Origin of the sequence: Clostridium tagluense (assembly GCF_003865095.1) — a bacterium.
Classification (GTDB): domain Bacteria; phylum Bacillota; class Clostridia; order Clostridiales; family Clostridiaceae; genus Clostridium_AD; species Clostridium_AD tagluense.
In genome coordinates this window covers 147,097-162,786 of sequence record NZ_BHYK01000003.1, presented here as the reverse complement: position 1 = coordinate 162,786, position 15,690 = coordinate 147,097, and the positions used below count along the sequence as shown (strand labels likewise).

At 33.3% G+C, this 15,690-nt stretch carries 13 protein-coding genes; 12 read left to right on the top strand and 1 reads right to left on the bottom strand.

The genetic code is table 11. The annotated features are described in order from the left end of the window. The first annotated feature begins 33 nt into the window (after positions 1 to 33). From Ctaglu_RS03540 to Ctaglu_RS03490, 11 genes are all read left to right on the top strand, one after another. Positions 34 to 1,377, top strand: coding sequence for an alanine/glycine:cation symporter family protein (locus tag Ctaglu_RS03540; RefSeq protein ID WP_124998141.1), 1,344 nt, complete (start codon positions 34 to 36; stop codon positions 1,375 to 1,377). A gap of 226 nt (positions 1,378 to 1,603) precedes the next feature. After that, on the top strand, positions 1,604 to 5,383 hold the full coding sequence (locus Ctaglu_RS03535; RefSeq protein ID WP_124998139.1) for a phosphoribosylformylglycinamidine synthase: 3,780 nt from the start codon (positions 1,604 to 1,606) through the stop codon (positions 5,381 to 5,383). Positions 5,384 to 5,693: 310 nt separating this feature from the next. Then, positions 5,694 to 6,173: a 5-(carboxyamino)imidazole ribonucleotide mutase gene (gene purE / locus Ctaglu_RS03530; RefSeq protein WP_124998137.1), complete on the top strand. Its 480-nt coding sequence runs from the start codon at positions 5,694 to 5,696 to the stop codon at positions 6,171 to 6,173. A 27-nt stretch (positions 6,174 to 6,200) separates the two neighbouring features. Then, entirely contained in the window at positions 6,201 to 6,908 is a 708-nt protein-coding gene (purC, locus tag Ctaglu_RS03525) for a phosphoribosylaminoimidazolesuccinocarboxamide synthase (RefSeq protein WP_124998135.1), read from the top strand. Positions 6,909 to 6,981: 73 nt separating this feature from the next. After that, a complete protein-coding gene (purF, locus tag Ctaglu_RS03520; protein ID WP_226171679.1) occupies positions 6,982 to 8,415 on the top strand; it encodes an amidophosphoribosyltransferase in 1,434 nt (477 codons plus the stop codon). A gap of 9 nt (positions 8,416 to 8,424) precedes the next feature. Then, complete coding sequence (gene purM / locus Ctaglu_RS03515) at positions 8,425 to 9,423, top strand: phosphoribosylformylglycinamidine cyclo-ligase (RefSeq protein WP_124998133.1); 999 nt, start codon at positions 8,425 to 8,427, stop codon at positions 9,421 to 9,423. Next, the gene (gene purN / locus Ctaglu_RS03510) at positions 9,411 to 10,019 is read left to right on the top strand and encodes a phosphoribosylglycinamide formyltransferase (protein WP_124998131.1); all 609 of its coding nucleotides are present in this window, start codon (positions 9,411 to 9,413) and stop codon (positions 10,017 to 10,019) included. Before purM ends, purN begins: the two co-directional genes overlap by 13 nt. A 54-nt stretch (positions 10,020 to 10,073) precedes the next feature. Then, entirely contained in the window at positions 10,074 to 11,576 is a 1,503-nt protein-coding gene (gene purH / locus Ctaglu_RS03505; RefSeq protein ID WP_124998128.1) for a bifunctional phosphoribosylaminoimidazolecarboxamide formyltransferase/IMP cyclohydrolase, read from the top strand. A 103-nt stretch (positions 11,577 to 11,679) separates the two neighbouring features. Then, positions 11,680 to 12,924, top strand: a complete 1,245-nt coding sequence (purD, locus tag Ctaglu_RS03500; RefSeq protein ID WP_124998126.1) for a phosphoribosylamine--glycine ligase — start codon at positions 11,680 to 11,682, stop codon at positions 12,922 to 12,924. Between the two features lie 408 nt (positions 12,925 to 13,332). Then, positions 13,333 to 13,617, top strand: coding sequence for an ATP cone domain-containing protein (locus tag Ctaglu_RS03495; protein ID WP_124998124.1), 285 nt, complete (start codon positions 13,333 to 13,335; stop codon positions 13,615 to 13,617). 37 nt (positions 13,618 to 13,654) lie between these two features. Beyond that, positions 13,655 to 14,194 carry an NUDIX hydrolase gene (locus tag Ctaglu_RS03490; RefSeq protein WP_124998122.1) on the top strand — a complete coding sequence of 180 codons (540 nt, stop codon included), beginning with the start codon at positions 13,655 to 13,657 and terminating at the stop codon, positions 14,192 to 14,194. Between the two features lie 64 nt (positions 14,195 to 14,258). On the opposite strand, the gene Ctaglu_RS03485 is transcribed toward Ctaglu_RS03490, so the two are convergent. Beyond that, complete coding sequence (locus Ctaglu_RS03485; protein ID WP_124998120.1) at positions 14,259 to 15,014, bottom strand: TSUP family transporter; 756 nt, start codon at positions 15,012 to 15,014, stop codon at positions 14,259 to 14,261. Positions 15,015 to 15,301: 287 nt separating this feature from the next. Between Ctaglu_RS03485 and Ctaglu_RS03480 the strand changes: the two genes are divergently transcribed. Beyond that, positions 15,302 to 15,688, top strand: coding sequence for an RDD family protein (locus Ctaglu_RS03480; RefSeq protein WP_124998118.1), 387 nt, complete (start codon positions 15,302 to 15,304; stop codon positions 15,686 to 15,688). The last annotated feature ends 2 nt before the right edge of the window (positions 15,689 to 15,690 follow it).

Sequence of the window (15,690 nt, the reverse complement as noted above, 5' to 3'; positions counted from 1 at the left end):
CAAAAATTAAACAATTAGAAGGGACGTGTAATTATGGACTTGTTATCAATTATTAAAGACATTAATGGTGTTTTGTGGGGGTATGTATTAATATTTTTATTATGTGGTACTGGAATTTATTTTACAGTAACTCTAAAATTTGTCCAAGTTAGAAGATTTAAAGATGCATTTAAACAGACTTTTGGTGGAATTAAATTTGGTCATAAAGCAGGAGAGGACGGAATGTCATCCTTTCAAGCCATGACAACTTCAATAGCGGCTCAAGTAGGAACAGGAAATTTAGCAGGAGCTGCAACGGCTATAGTATCAGGAGGACCAGGGGCAATATTTTGGATGTGGCTAAGTGCTTTCTTTGGAATGGCAACTATTTTTGCAGAAGCGGTGCTTGCTCAAAAATATAAAGAAAAAGTTGACGGCGAGATGACAGGAGGACCTGCTTATTATATTAGTAAAGGTCTTGGAAGCAAAAAGTTAGCGGCATTTTTTTCAGTAACTATAATAATTGCCTTGGGATTTATAGGCAATATGGTACAATCTAATTCAATAAGTGCAGCAATAAGCTCAAATACTAATATTCGAATTATTATTGGTATTATAGTTGCAGCCTTAGCTGGTATGATTTTTATTGGGGGAGTAGGTCGTATTGCAGCCTTTACTGAAAAAGTAGTTCCATTTATGGCTTTGTTTTATATATTGGGAAGCGTAATAATAATTATAATGAATATTGCTAATTTAGGACCAGCATTTAAAATGATTTTTGTAGGAGCTTTTAACCCTCAAGCTGCTACTGGTGGTTTAATTGGAGTTGGGGTAAAAGAAGCTATGAGATACGGTATTGCAAGAGGATTATTCTCTAATGAAGCGGGAATGGGATCAACACCACATGCACATGCACTTGCAAAGGTTGCTCATCCAGCTCAACAGGGCCTTGTTGCAATAGTATGTGTATTTATTGATACCTTTATAATTTTAACATTAACTGCAATGGTTATATTAACTACTGGGGCAATGGATGGAACAACTACTGGTATAGCTTTAACTCAAAAAGCTTTTGTTAATGGAATGGGAAATTTTGGTGGTCCATTTGTAGCTATAGCATTATTCTTCTTTGCTTTTTCTACAATAGTAGCTTGGTATTTCTTTGGAGAAGCCAATGTTAAATACTTATTTGGAAAAAAAGCATTAACATTATATAGATGTTTAGTTCTTGTATTTATAGTATTAGGTGCAGCATTAAAAGTTGACCTAGTTTGGGAACTAGCAGATACTTTCAATGGATTAATGGTTATCCCAAATCTAATTGCATTGTTAGGACTTTCCGCGTTAGTTAAAAAGACATTGAAAAATTACGAAGATGATTTTGAAAAGAAAAACTAAATTTAGTAATATATTTTTTAGAATAAAACAGGATGGCGTATTTGTGCCATCCTGTTTTTGAATTATATTATATATTATAAAAGGCATTAAAATCAGAAAAGTATGGAATTATAGTAAAATAAGCTTTTATAATTAGAGAAAATATACTATACTATAACTATAACGAATTATAAAAGATATTTAATGTTTAATATTCGTATAAATTTACATTTTGGAGGTATTAATCATGGAAAATAAGATATATAGGTTATATGTAGAGAAAAAAACGAACTATAATGTTGAAGGTGAAAGATTATCAAGGGATATAGTAATAAATCTAGGTATAGCAAACCTTACAGGACTTAGATTAATTAATAGATATGATATTATGGGAATATCAGAAAATCAGTATCAAAAGTCAAGAAATACAATATTTTCAGAACCTACAGTAGATGAGGTTTATGATGAAGAGCTAAACATTGAAGGCGGAGAAAGCGTATTTGCTATTGAATATTTGCCAGGACAATATGATCAAAGAGCAGATTCGGCTGCGGAGTGTATACAAATTTTAACTCAAAAGGATAAACCTATAGTTAAAACAGCAAAAGTTATAATATTAAAGGGTAATATTACTAAAAGTGAAATAGATGAGATTAAAGAATATTGTATAAATGCTGTAGACTCTAGAGAAACAGGTTTAGAAAAGCAAAATGATTTACAGCAAATTTTTGATGAACCAGAGGAAGTAGCTACAGTAGAATCCTTTATTGATATGAATGAGGTGGATTTAAGAGAATTTTTAAATGATAAGGGTCTTGCTATGAGCTTTGAAGATTTAAAATACTGCAGAGAATACTTTAGGGAAACTGAAAAGAGAGACCCAACCATAACGGAGATAAAAGTTATAGATACCTATTGGTCAGATCACTGTAGGCATACTACCTTTAATACTGTGATTGAGGATGTTTATATAGAAGAGGGTAAATATTCAGAGCCAATTAAAAAGGCTTACGAGGAATATTTAGATGCTAGAGAGTTTGTTTATGGGGACAAAGGTAGAGATGTTACATTGATGGATATGGCAGTTATTGGCATGAAAGAGTTAAGGAAAAAAGGAAAGTTACAGGACTTAGATGTTTCAGACGAAATCAATGCCTGCAGCATAATTGTAGAAGCGGACATTGAGGGAGTTAAGGAAAAGTGGCTTGTAATGTTTAAAAATGAAACCCATAACCACCCTACTGAAATAGAACCTTTTGGAGGGGCAGCTACTTGTCTTGGTGGAGCCATAAGAGATCCATTATCAGGTAGGAGTTATGTATATCAGGCAATGCGTGTTACAGGCTGCGGTGACCCAAGAAGCCTGATTTCAGATACCATAAAAGGAAAACTTCCACAAAGAAAAATAACCCTTGAAGCTGCTCATGGATATAGTTCTTATGGAAATCAAATAGGACTTGCCACAGGACTAGTTTCTGAGGTCTACGATGAAGATTTTGTGGCTAAGAGAATGGAAGTAGGGGCAGTTATTGGAGCGGTGCCGTGTGCCAACGTGGTTCGTGAGACGCCGATAGCTGGGGACAGCGTTATACTTCTTGGTGGAAAAACAGGCCGAGATGGATGTGGAGGAGCTACAGGCTCATCTAAGCAGCATAGTGATAATTCATTACGAGCTTCGGGAGCAGAAGTTCAAAAGGGAAATGCACCTACAGAGAGAAAAATTCAAAGACTATTTAGAAACCCTAAAGTTACAAAACTTATAAAAAGGTGTAATGATTTCGGTGCAGGTGGAGTGTCTGTAGCTATAGGGGAACTGGCGGATGCACTTATAATTGATTTAGATGCTGTGCCAAAGAAATACCATGGTCTAGATGGTACAGAACTTGCCATATCAGAATCACAAGAACGTATGGCTGTTGTTGTTAGACGCCAGGATGCTGCGCTATTTATAAAACTTTCGCAAGAGGAAAATTTGGAAGCTGTGGAAGTAGCGCAAATAACTGATGACAACAGGCTTAAAATGGTATGGAAGGGAAAAACTATAGTTGATGTAAGTAGAAGCTTTTTAGATACAAATGGAGTTAAGCAGTGTTCAGACGTAAAAGTATCAGCACCAAGTGAAAGTGAATATTATTTTTCGAAAGATATAAAAAGAAATTCCGGAAAATCAATAAAAAAATTATGGAATGATACATTACAAGACCTTAACGTTTGTAGCCAAAAGGGTTTAGTTGAGAGATTTGATAGCACTATAGGAGCAGGAACAATTTTAATGCCTTTTGGTGGCAAGTTTCAGAAAACACCAATTCAGGCTATGGTAGCAAAATTGCCTGTACTTATTGGAAATACAAATACTGGTACAATAATGTCCTATGGATATAATCCTAAATTATCTAAATGGAGTCCTTTTCACGGAGCTGCCTATGCGGTAATAGATTCTGTAACAAAGGTAGTGGCAAATGGCGCAGATTATGCAAATGTTAAACTTACCTTCCAAGAGTATTTTGAAAAATTGTCAAAGGATCCACAAAAATGGGGTAAACCATTTTCAGCACTGCTTGGAGCGTATCATGTGCAAAAACAATTTGGTATAGCGGCTATTGGTGGAAAAGATAGCATGTCAGGTACTTTTAATGATATGAATGTACCACCAACCTTGGTATCTTTTGCAGTGGACCTTGTAAATACAGACAAGGTTATATCTCCAGAGTTTAAAAAGCAGGATAGCCAGGTAGTTTTAATTTATGCAAATATTTGCGGGGATGGATTACCTGATTTTGAAAAGCTTGGGCAAAACTATAAATTAGTAAAGACATTAATAGATAATGGTAAGGTTTTATCAACTTATGCAGTAGGAACTGGAGGCCTAGCAGAGGCAATATCAAAAATGTGTTTTGGTAATAGAATAGGATTTAAATTTGAACGTGGTATTCAGGTAGAGCAGATATTCAAAGAGGATTATGGCAGTATAGTAATGGAAATTGATAACTCCGTACTTCAGGAGTTAATCAAAGACAATGCAAATATTGTAGTACTTGGAAATACTCAAAAGGAGCCAGTTATTACAGTGCTTTCAGAAACTATTAGTTTAGAGGAAGCATTGTGCAGTTGGGAAGGTACGCTAGAGTCTGTATTTACTACAAAAGTAAATAATGCAAAAATAAATAGTTTTAGTGACAAAATCGGAGTAAATTCAAAACCTAAATCGCAAGCTATAATTAAAATCGCAAAGCCTAGAGTTATAATTCCCGTGTTTCCTGGCACTAATTGTGAATATGATTCTATGAAGGCTTTTGAGAGAGCTGGTGCGCAGGTAGAAATAATGGTAGTAAACAATTTATCATCTAGGAATATTGAAGAATCTATAAAAGTTATGGCAGAAAAGATAAGAAATTCCCAAATTGTTATGCTTCCAGGAGGATTTAGTGCTGGGGATGAACCAGATGGAGCTGGTAAATTTATGGCTACATTTTTTAGAAATCCTATAATAAGTGAAAGCATACATGAGTTATTAGAAAATAGAGATGGATTAATTCTTGGAATATGCAACGGATTTCAAGCCTTAATAAAACTTGGACTATTACCTTATGGGAAAATAAGGTCGATAACTGAAAATAGCCCAACCTTAACCTACAATGAAATTGGTAGACATATGTCTCGTATGGTGAAAACTAAAGTAGTTTCAAACATGTCTCCTTGGCTAAGTCATTTGAAAATTGGAGATATTCATACCATTCCAGTATCTCATGGAGAAGGTAGGTTTGTAGGGAGCGGCCAGGTTATTAAGAAACTATTTGAGAGCGGCCAAGTAGCAACTCAATACGTAGATTTTGAAGGCAACCCAAGTTATGATATAGACTTTAATCCAAATGGGTCAATGCAAGCTATTGAAGGAATTACTAGTTTGGATGGAAGAATTTTTGGTAAAATGGGTCACTCTGAAAGAGTAGGCTCAAATATCGCAAAAAATATTATTGGTGAAAAGGAACAAAAAATATTTGAGGCAGGAGTAAATTATTTTAAATAGAACCTAAAATTTATAAGAAAAAGCAGTAAGTATAGCAAATTTATACTTACTGCTTTTGAATTTTTTGTAATTTAGAATATAAAAAACAAGAAAAAACGTTAAAAACACGAACAATAAATATTATGTAAGTGTTTAATTGCACATATGTAGATATAAATACGAACAATATTATTAAAATGAACATTAATATATTGACTAAGCCGAAAATAGATGTTAATATAAAAATATAAATTAGTTTTTTTATGGTATAGTCCTTTTTTTATTGGAAATTATAAGAAGGGATTACTTTAGTACAATCGGAGGTAAAAAGATGAGTGTAGGAATTGTTTTTGGAAGCAAATCAGATAAAGAGGTAATGAAAAATGCAGTAATAGTACTTAAAGAATTTAAGGTTGAGTACGAAGTACATATTTTATCAGCTCACAGAGTACCAGAAAGATTAGTAGAAGTAATAAAAGAAATGGAAAATAGAGGAGTAGAATGCATTATAGCAGGAGCAGGTCTTGCTGCACATCTTCCAGGAGTAATTGCTTCACATACTGTATTGCCGGTGATTGGAGTGCCAATTAAGGCTGCTATAGAGGGGATAGACTCACTACTTTCAATTGTGCAAATGCCAAAAGCTATTCCTGTTGCTACAGTGGGTATTAACAATAGTTATAACGCTGGAATGCTGGCAGTTCAAATTTTATCACTTAAAGACATAGAACTTAAAAATAAATTAATAATATATAGAAAAGAAATGAAAGAAAAATTTATAGCAGAAAATGAAGAAAACATTGAATTTTAAAATAAAAATATTAAGGAGTGGTTATTAATGGGAGATTCAGTATTGTTATATGAGGGAAAAGCTAAAATAATTTATAGTACAGATAATAAAGATGAGATTAGAGTATATTATAAAGATGATGCAACTGCTTTTAATGGAATTAAAAAGGCTCAAATTGAGAACAAGGGAATTTTAAACAATAGCATAACTACTGCCCTATTCCAATTGTTAGAGAAAAAAGGTATAAGAACTCATTTTATCAAAAAAATAAGTGATAGAGAGCAACTTTGTAAAAAGGTTGAAATAATACCTCTTGAAGTAATTGTAAGAAATGTAGCAGCTGGTAGCATGGCTAAAAGATATGGAATAGAAGAAGGCACAAAACTAAAAACAACAGTATTTGAATTAAGTTATAAAAATGATGAATTAGGTGATCCACTTATAAATGATTACCATGCAGTAGCTATGGGGCTTGCAACTTTTGAAGAATTATTAGAGATATACCATTTAGCTTCAGAGATAAATGATATCCTAAAGGCTATTTTCCTTGAAAAAGATATAAATTTAATAGATTTTAAATTAGAATTTGGAAGATTTAATGGAGAAATACTTTTGGCAGATGAGATATCACCAGATACTTGCAGATTTTGGGATGTTAAAACAGGAGAAAAATTAGATAAAGATAGATTTAGAAGAGATTTAGGTAATGTTACCGAGGCCTATGTGGAAATATTAAATAGAATTAGTGGTAAATAAAATATATGTCTGAAACATAAAAAAAGCTGACTATATCCAAAGGCTAGAAAAACAATAACAAGGAGGGATTTCTTTGAATGGAATTATAGAATTAGATAATGTAACGATTAATGATGAAGATAAGTTTAAAGAAGAGTGCGGTGTGTTTGGTATTTTTTCACCGGATAAAGACTTAGATGTAGCATCTCTAACTTACTATGGTCTTTATGCATTGCAGCATAGGGGAGAAGAAAGTGCTGGAATAGTATATTCTGATGGAGTTAACCTTGTTTGTGAAAAGGCTATGGGTCTTGTATGTGATGTTTTTAATGAAAAGCAAATTAAAGCTATGAAGGGTCATGCTGCTATTGGACACGTTAGATATTCCACAACTGGAGGCAGTGAATTAAAAAATGCACAGCCACTACTGAGTAAGTTTAAACTAGGGGACATAGCTATAGCTCATAATGGAAATTTAGTAAATGCAGATGTTATTAGAGAACTACTAGAGGATGCTGGTCACCTGTTTCAAACATCTATAGATTCAGAAGTTATATTAAACTTAATTGCTAGAGGTGCCAAAAAAGGTGTTGAAAAAGCCGTAGTGGATGCCATACAGGCTATTAAGGGTTCCTATGCAATAGTAATGCTTACAAAGGAAAAGTTAATAGGGGTTAGAGATCAAAATGGTATACGACCTCTTTGTATAGGGACAATAGGCAATAGTTATGTTATTGCATCGGAAAGTTGCGCTCTAGATGCAGTAGGTGCAGACTTTTTAAGAGATGTAAAGCCTGGTGAGATAGTTATAATAGATGAAAATGGACTTACATCAATAAATTTTGCAGAAAAAACTAAAAATGCAACTTGCTCATTTGAATATATATATTTTGCAAGACCAGACAGTACCATTGATGGAATTAATGTGTACACTTCCAGAGTTATGGCTGGAGAACAGTTATTTAAAGAATCACCAGTGGACGCCGATATGGTTATAGGGGTTCCAGATTCAGGTATGGCGGCCGCCATAGGCTATTCTAAGATTTCTGGAATACCTTTTGGAATGGGTCTTATAAAAAACAGATATGTGGGTAGAACCTTTATAAGTCCAACTCAAGAAATTCGTGAAAGAGCGGTGTCCGTAAAACTAAATGCATTAAAAATAAATGTAGAAGGTAAAAGGGTTATTCTCATAGATGATTCAATAGTTCGTGGAACAACTAGCAAAAGATTAGTTGAAATATTAAAAAAAGCTGGAGCAAAAGAAGTTCATTTTAGGGTTTGTTCACCAGTAGTAAAATATCCTTGTTATTTTGGAATAGATACACCCTATAGAAAAGATTTAATTGGAGCTAATGTCTCTGTTGAGGAAATAAGGCAAGATATAGGTGCCGATAGTTTAGGATATTTAAGCATAGAGGGACTACTAAAATCCTTAGGTCACACTGAATTTTGTTTAGGTTGTTTTAAGGGTAGATATCCAGTTTCTGCTCCCTTTGAAAACGACAAAGAAAGATTAGAAAGGTAGGGGATATTCATGATAACTTATAAAGATGCAGGTGTTAATATTGAAGAAGGATACAAGTCAGTAAAATTAATAAAAGAATTTGCGGCAAGTACTTTTACAAAAGGTGTTTTAAATCATTTAGGAAGTTTTGCTGGTATGTTTGAAATAGGTGAGGGCTATAAAAATCCTATTTTAGTGTCTGGAACTGATGGAGTAGGTACTAAACTTGATATTGCATTTAGAATGAAAAACTATGGCACTGTAGGAATTGATTGCGTTGCTATGTGTGTAAATGATGTCCTTTGCCATGGTGCAAAGCCACTTTTCTTTTTAGACTATATAGCTTGTGGAAAACTCCAGGCTGAAACAGCAGCAGAGCTTGTACGGGGTGTATCCCTTGGATGTATTCAAGCTGGATGCGCACTTATAGGCGGTGAAACTGCTGAAATGCCAGGGTTCTATAGAGATGGCGAATATGATATGGCAGGATTTACTGTAGGTATAGTGGATAAGCATAAGATTATTGACGGTTCTGCTATTAAAGATGGTTATTCACTTATAGGAATTGAGTCTTCGGGACTTCATAGCAATGGATACTCCTTGGTTAGAAAATTAATACCGGATTTAAATATTGATTTTAAGGGAGATAAGATTGGTAATACTCTTTTGACTCCAACAAAAATTTATGTGAAAACTGTATTAAATCTTATAGAAAAATTTGATATAAAGGGTATGGCACATATAACTGGTGGTGGTTTTTATGAAAATATACCAAGAATGTTTAGCGATAAGTTCACAGCAGTGGTAGATAAAAATAGTTTTAACACTCCAGATATCTTCAAACATCTTATTTCCCTTGGGGTAACGGAGCAGCATATGTTTAATACATATAATATGGGAATAGGTTATGTATTATGTGTTGAAAATAGTGATGCACTTAAGGTTATAAAGACCATTGAGGATTTAGGAGATAGAGCATATAAAATTGGCCACGTTGAAGCTGGAGGTGGCGGAGTTTGCTTAAAATAGCCCTATTATTATCAGGCAGCGGAAGCAATCTTCAAGCTATAATTGATAATATAGAAAGTGGATATTTAAATTGCTCCATAGAAGCGGTGATTAGTGATAAGAAAGATGTATATGGCATAGAAAGAGCAAAAGCTAAAAATATAAAAACCTATGTAGTAGATAAAAAAGAATATGGTACAAAGCTTTCGGATGAAATATTAAAAATTTTAGATGATAAGGTAGATTTAATAGTGCTGGCTGGATTTTTATCTATACTTCAAGGGGACGTTCTTGAAAAATTTAAAAATAAAATAATTAATATTCATCCGGCCCTAATCCCATGTTTTTGTGGACCTGGAATGTATGGAATAAAAGTTCATGAAAAAGCAATAGAATATGGTGTTAAAGTTTCAGGATGCAGCGTTCATTTCGTAGATGCAGGTACAGACTCAGGACCAATTATAATTCAAAAAGTCGTACAAGTTTATGATAAAGATACAGCTATTGATTTGCAGAAAAGGGTTTTAGAGCAAGAACATATTGCGCTTTCAGAAGCTATTAAATATATAAGTGAGAAAACTATAAAAATTGTTGGAAGAAAAGTAATAGGTATTTAAATGTGAAGAAGGCATAGAAAAATAAATGTGCCTTACTCGAGAGGTGGAATAAGGATGATTAAAACAGCACTTATAAGTGTATTTGATAAAGAAAATATTTTAAACCTTGCAACAACCCTCATAAATAATGGGGTAGAAATTATATCCACAGGTGGAACTTTTAAATATTTAAAGGACAATGGTATAAAAGTAGTAGAAATTTCTGATATAACAGGCTTTGAGGAGATTTTAGATGGAAGGGTTAAGACACTTCATCCAACTATTCATAGTGGGATTTTAGCCATAAGAGATAATAAAGAGCATATGGCAACTATAAAATCCAAGGGAATAAAACCTATTGATATGGTAGTAGTTAATCTTTATCCTTTCTTTGATAAAGTAACAGAAAACATAAGTTTTGAGGAGAAAGTTGAATTTATCGATATTGGTGGACCAACAATGCTAAGAGCTGCTGCTAAAAACTTCAAGGATGTTATTGTACTTAGTGATACTAGTGATTATGAAAATATTATAAATAAAATGCAGGCTAAAGAAGAAGTAGATTTTGAAACTAGAAAATACCTAGCAGGCAAAGTATTTAATTTAATATCAGCTTACGATGCGGCTATAAGTAATTTCTTACTTGGAGAGGAAACATACTCCCAGTATCTTTCTGTTTCTTATAAAAAACAAATGGATTTAAGATATGGTGAAAATCCACATCAAAGTGCAGCTTATTATGTTAGCACAACAGAAAATGGAGCTATGAAGGATTTTAAGCAGTTAAATGGCAAAGAATTATCTTATAATAATATAAAAGACATGGACATTGCATGGAAGGTAGTATGTGAATTTGAGGAAACTGCTTGTTGCGGCTTAAAGCACAACACACCTTGTGGAGTTGCCATAGGAAGTAGCGTACTCCAAACATATAAAAATGCTTACGCTTGTGACCCTATGTCTATATTTGGTGGTATTGTTGCTTTTAATAAAAAGGTAGACAGTGAAACAGCACAGGAACTTGTAAAAATATTTTTAGAGGTGGTTATTGCACCTGAGTTTGACGAGGAAGCCTTAAATATATTAAAAGCTAAGAAGAATTTAAGAATTATAATATGTTCAAATAAAGCAATTGATAAAATGCAGATGGTTAAGGTTGATGGTGGAATACTTGTACAAAGTTCAGACCAAAAATTAATCCAGGATATTAAAGTAGTTACAGAGAATAAGCCATCAGAAGAAGAAATGAAAGATTTAATATTTGCAATGAAAGTAGTTAAATATGTTAAATCAAATGCTATTGTAGTAGTCAAAGATGGTGTGACTAAAGGAATTGGAGCAGGCCAGGTAAATAGAATATGGGCAGCTGAGCAAGCCTTAGAAAGATCAGTTGATGGTAATATAATGGCGTCAGATGCATATTTCCCCTTTGGAGACGTGGTAGAGCTAGCTGCAAAATATAAAATAACATCCATTATTCAACCGGGTGGCTCTATTAAAGATGCGCAGTCCATAGATATGTGCGATAAAAATGGAATTTCAATGGTGTTTACGGGTACTCGCCATTTTAAACATTAAGCATCTACATAAGTAGATGAATAAGCTCTAAAGTATTAATCTCATGATAGGATAACCAAGTTATTCCATCATGAGATTTATTAAGATAATAGGAGATGAAATTATGAAGGTGTTAATAATTGGTTCTGGGGGAAGAGAACATGCACTAGTATCAAAAGTTGCAGAAAATACCTCTGTTAAAAAGGTGTATTGTGCTCCTGGTAATGGTGGCTCGCAGAGAGAAAATAAGTGTGAGAATATTAATATTACAAAGATAGATGAACTTTTATCTTTTGCTTTGGAAAACAGAATAGATATTACCATAGTTGGATCAGAGGAACTCTTGGTACAAGGTATAGTGGATAAGTTCAATGAAAATGGACTTAAAATATTGGGACCTAGTCAAAAGGCGGCCAGACTTGAGGGAAGCAAATCTTATTCAAAAGAATTTATGAAGAAATATGCTATAAAAACAGCTGCCTATGAAGTCTTTGAAAATGAAAATAAAGCTTTAGAGTATTTAAAAAAATGCGAATATCCAATAGTAATTAAAGCAGATGGTCTGGCAGCAGGAAAAGGCGTAGTTATTTGTAATGATCTTATTGCAGCTAAAAATATCATAAATGATTTTATGATACTGGATATATTTAAAGGTAGCGGTAAGAAAATTATAATTGAAGAGTTTTTAGAAGGGGTAGAGGCATCTATTCTTTCTATAACAGATGGGAAAGTAATACTTCCATTTATATCCTCAAAGGATCACAAGCAAATATTTGACGGAGACATGGGACCTAATACAGGTGGTATGGGAGTTATAGCACCCAATCCCTATTGTAGCAAAGAAGTATTAGATGAGTTTGAAAAACATATATTGAGACCTACCCTTGTGGGAATTCAACAAGAAGCTATGGATTATAAGGGGATAATATTTTTTGGTATAATGATAACTAGTAAAGGGGTATATTTGCTTGAGTATAATGTTAGATTTGGAGACCCTGAGACTCAGGCGGTTTTACCACTTATGAAAAGTGATTTTGTTGAGCTTGTGACTTGCGCTATAGAGGGAGACCTCCAGAACTTTGAGCTACAATGGAATAAAGGATATTCTTGCTGCGTGATTGCGGCATCAAAAGGATACCCAGGTAGCTATGATACAGGAATTGAAATAAATGAGAATAATAAATTAGAAGGTAAGTTATTTGTAGCTGGGGCTAAAGAGGAAGATGGGGTTCTTAAGACTTCTGGTGGAAGAGTTTTAGGAATAACAGGTATTGGTGAAACATTAGATAAGGCAAGGGATATAGCTTATGCTGATATGAAAAAAGTTCAGTTTGATGGAATGTACTACAGAAGTGACATTGGAAAATAGTTTTAGGCATCCAATTGAAGGCTCGGCATGTAGAATGTTCTGATAGTAGATCGTTCGTTAACAGACTCTAAGCTTATTCCATGAAAAATTTCCTAGCGCACTTATTCGACGTCCTGTCTCAAAAGTGCTAGCAGCCCGTCCTGGGCTGCTTACGTAAATTTTTCATTACATAAACTAAGAAAAAACTTTTAATCTAATTTCCAGTTTAGAGTTCTTTTGCAAGTAACTCCAGAGAAATTTCATATCCTTTAATGTTTCTAAAAAGTGTGATTAGGGACGGTTCTCAAAATGATATTGAGAATCGTCCTTAAAAATATTGAAAAAAAGGTTGAATATTGCGATAATATATTATATTATTAATAGTAATAATATAATAATGGTTTCATTTATGCGTAGGAGATGATAAGGTTGAAAGTTATCAAACGGGATGGTAAACTTCAAGAATTCGATTTAATTAAAATAAAGACCAGCATACATAGGGCTTCTTGTGATGCTATGCAACCGCTTAATGAATCAGATATTGAGAATGTGGCAAAGAGCATTGAAAAAGGTTTAAAAAATTATCAAAAGGAAAATATTCATTCAGATATTATTCAGAAATTTGTATTGCGGGAATTAGAAAAACAAGGATTTAAAGTTGTGGCTGAATATTATAACCAAGGAAAAGTTAATAATAAAAAAGAAAGTAGATGAATTAAATCATCTGCTTTTTTGTTAGGAGTGGATTTTTATGGAATTATGGGATATTTATGATGAGAATAGAGAAAAAACCGGACGGACACACGAGAGAGGTATTCCTGTGAAGAAAGGTGATTATCATTTGGTGGTTCATGTTTGGATTGTTAATGATAGAGGAGAATTTTTAATTCAAAAGAGGCAACCCTGGAAAGAGGGTTGGCCTAATATGTGGGATGGTTCTGCTGCTGGTTCTGCAATAGTTGGAGATAGTAGTAAAGATGCAGCTATAAGGGAAACAAAGGAAGAGCTAGGCGTTGATTTGGATATGAGAAGAGGTGAAATTTTGTTCACCATTAAATTTTCTAGTGGCTTTGAGGATATTTGGCTTGTTAGGCAAAATGTTAATATGAAAGATATAAAACTTCAATACGATGAAGTTGCAGACGCAAAATGGGCTAGTGAGAAGCAAATTAAACAAATGATAGGGAATGGTGAATTTATAGCATACAATTACATTGATAAAATTTTTGCAATGGTGAGTTCTAATATAAAGAAACCTATATTTCCTAGTGAAGTTAAGGCGAAAAATTAAAAAACTATTAAAAAGTAGTTGGTTTCTTTTAACCATCTACTTTTTTTTAAAAATTATTATGTAATTATTGAAGTATCTTTATAAGCATTTTCAAGGCAACTGCAAGGGACATGGTTACAAATATAGGTTTTATAAGTTTTGAACCCTTATTTAAGGCAACTCTTGTACCCATTTTAGCTCCTAAAATCATAAATACTGCTACTGGTAATCCCAGCATATAATTTATCTGGCCACTAATTGCAAATAAAATTAGAGCTGTAACATTGCTGACAAAGTTTAAAATTCGAGCGTTAGCAGAAGATGATACAAAGTTGAACCCGAAGATATTTATAAATCCAAAAACTAAAAAAGAACCAGTGCCAGGACCGAAAAATCCATCATAAAAACCTAGAGAAAGGGCAAGGATAACGCCACCTAGTACATTTTTTTTAGTAAGTCCCTTAAATTTATCTTGGAGTCCTAAAGATTTGGAAAAAAGAGTATAAATTCCAATAAACATGATAAGAATTAATACTAGTGTATTTAAAAACTTTTGGTCTATATTTAGTACTGCTTTAACACCTAGCATTGAACCTATGAAAGTAAAGGGAATAAGGTATTTTAAGAGTTTGAAATTTGCCTTGCCTGATTTTATAAATCCAAGAGAACTAGTAAAAGAACCAGCAGTGGCACTAAATTTGTTTGTACCAAGAACCATATGAGGAGGGAGTCCTGCAAGCATAAAGGCGGGTACACTTATGAGGCCTCCACCTCCAGCGATGGAATCTACAAAAGAGGCTAAAAACCCAGCCATACATAGAAGAATAATTTTAGTAATCATACAACACCTACCTAATTTTCATTAAGACAAAAGCAAATATACGGTTTCCCTATCATTATAAATGATTATTAATATAAATTAAAGACATATATCCATTCACTGTAAGTTAGGCTATCACACAAAAACATCCTGAGAATTTTCAAAGGATACATAATAGCCTCTTGATTTATACTTCATAAATACGTATTATATATAGATGGGAGTAAAAATTATATGTTTTTCTCTCGTCTCGGATTAATAAAATAAGGTTTTGAAAAATAATAGTATAATAAGAAGGAGGATTTACAATGTTAGAACAAAAGGACGTAAACAAAAGTGTTATTGAGGAATCAGATGATATAAATAATAAATCTTTAGGAAAAAACGAAGAATTAATGGGTACGGATGTTAGTAACCAAAATTCTAACGAGTACAAATCTATAAAACCTAATTTTATAGATACGCTTAAAGCTAGCCTAATAGATTTGGTAGTTATAGGAGGAATATCGGCAGTAGGAGTATTTGTGGCAGATGCGATTTTGAAATTAGCAGGATATTCTATAACTCAAAAGTTCCAAATGGGATTTATAATTTTCATGGTGGTTATGGTTCTATATATGAGTATTATGGAAAGTGGTAAAAAATCTAGTACCATTGGTAAGAAAATATCCGGACTAATTATTACAAAAGGATAGGG

Bases quoted from the DNA above. Each gene is read 5' to 3' on its own strand.
- Ctaglu_RS03490 (WP_124998122.1), top strand. From the start codon at position 13,655: ATGGAATTATGGGATATTTATGATGAGAATAGAGAAAAAACCGGACGG.
- purH (WP_124998128.1), top strand. From the start codon at position 10,074: ATGATTAAAACAGCACTTATAAGTGTATTTGATAAAGAAAATATTTTA.
- purE (WP_124998137.1), top strand. From the start codon at position 5,694: ATGAGTGTAGGAATTGTTTTTGGAAGCAAATCAGATAAAGAGGTAATG.
- Ctaglu_RS03535 (WP_124998139.1), top strand. From the start codon at position 1,604: ATGGAAAATAAGATATATAGGTTATATGTAGAGAAAAAAACGAACTAT.
- Ctaglu_RS03480 (WP_124998118.1), top strand. From the start codon at position 15,302: ATGTTAGAACAAAAGGACGTAAACAAAAGTGTTATTGAGGAATCAGAT.
- purM (WP_124998133.1), top strand. From the start codon at position 8,425: ATGATAACTTATAAAGATGCAGGTGTTAATATTGAAGAAGGATACAAG.
- Ctaglu_RS03485 (WP_124998120.1), bottom strand. From the start codon at position 15,014: ATGATTACTAAAATTATTCTTCTATGTATGGCTGGGTTTTTAGCCTCT.
- Ctaglu_RS03540 (WP_124998141.1), top strand. From the start codon at position 34: ATGGACTTGTTATCAATTATTAAAGACATTAATGGTGTTTTGTGGGGG.
- purD (WP_124998126.1), top strand. From the start codon at position 11,680: ATGAAGGTGTTAATAATTGGTTCTGGGGGAAGAGAACATGCACTAGTA.
- purC (WP_124998135.1), top strand. From the start codon at position 6,201: ATGGGAGATTCAGTATTGTTATATGAGGGAAAAGCTAAAATAATTTAT.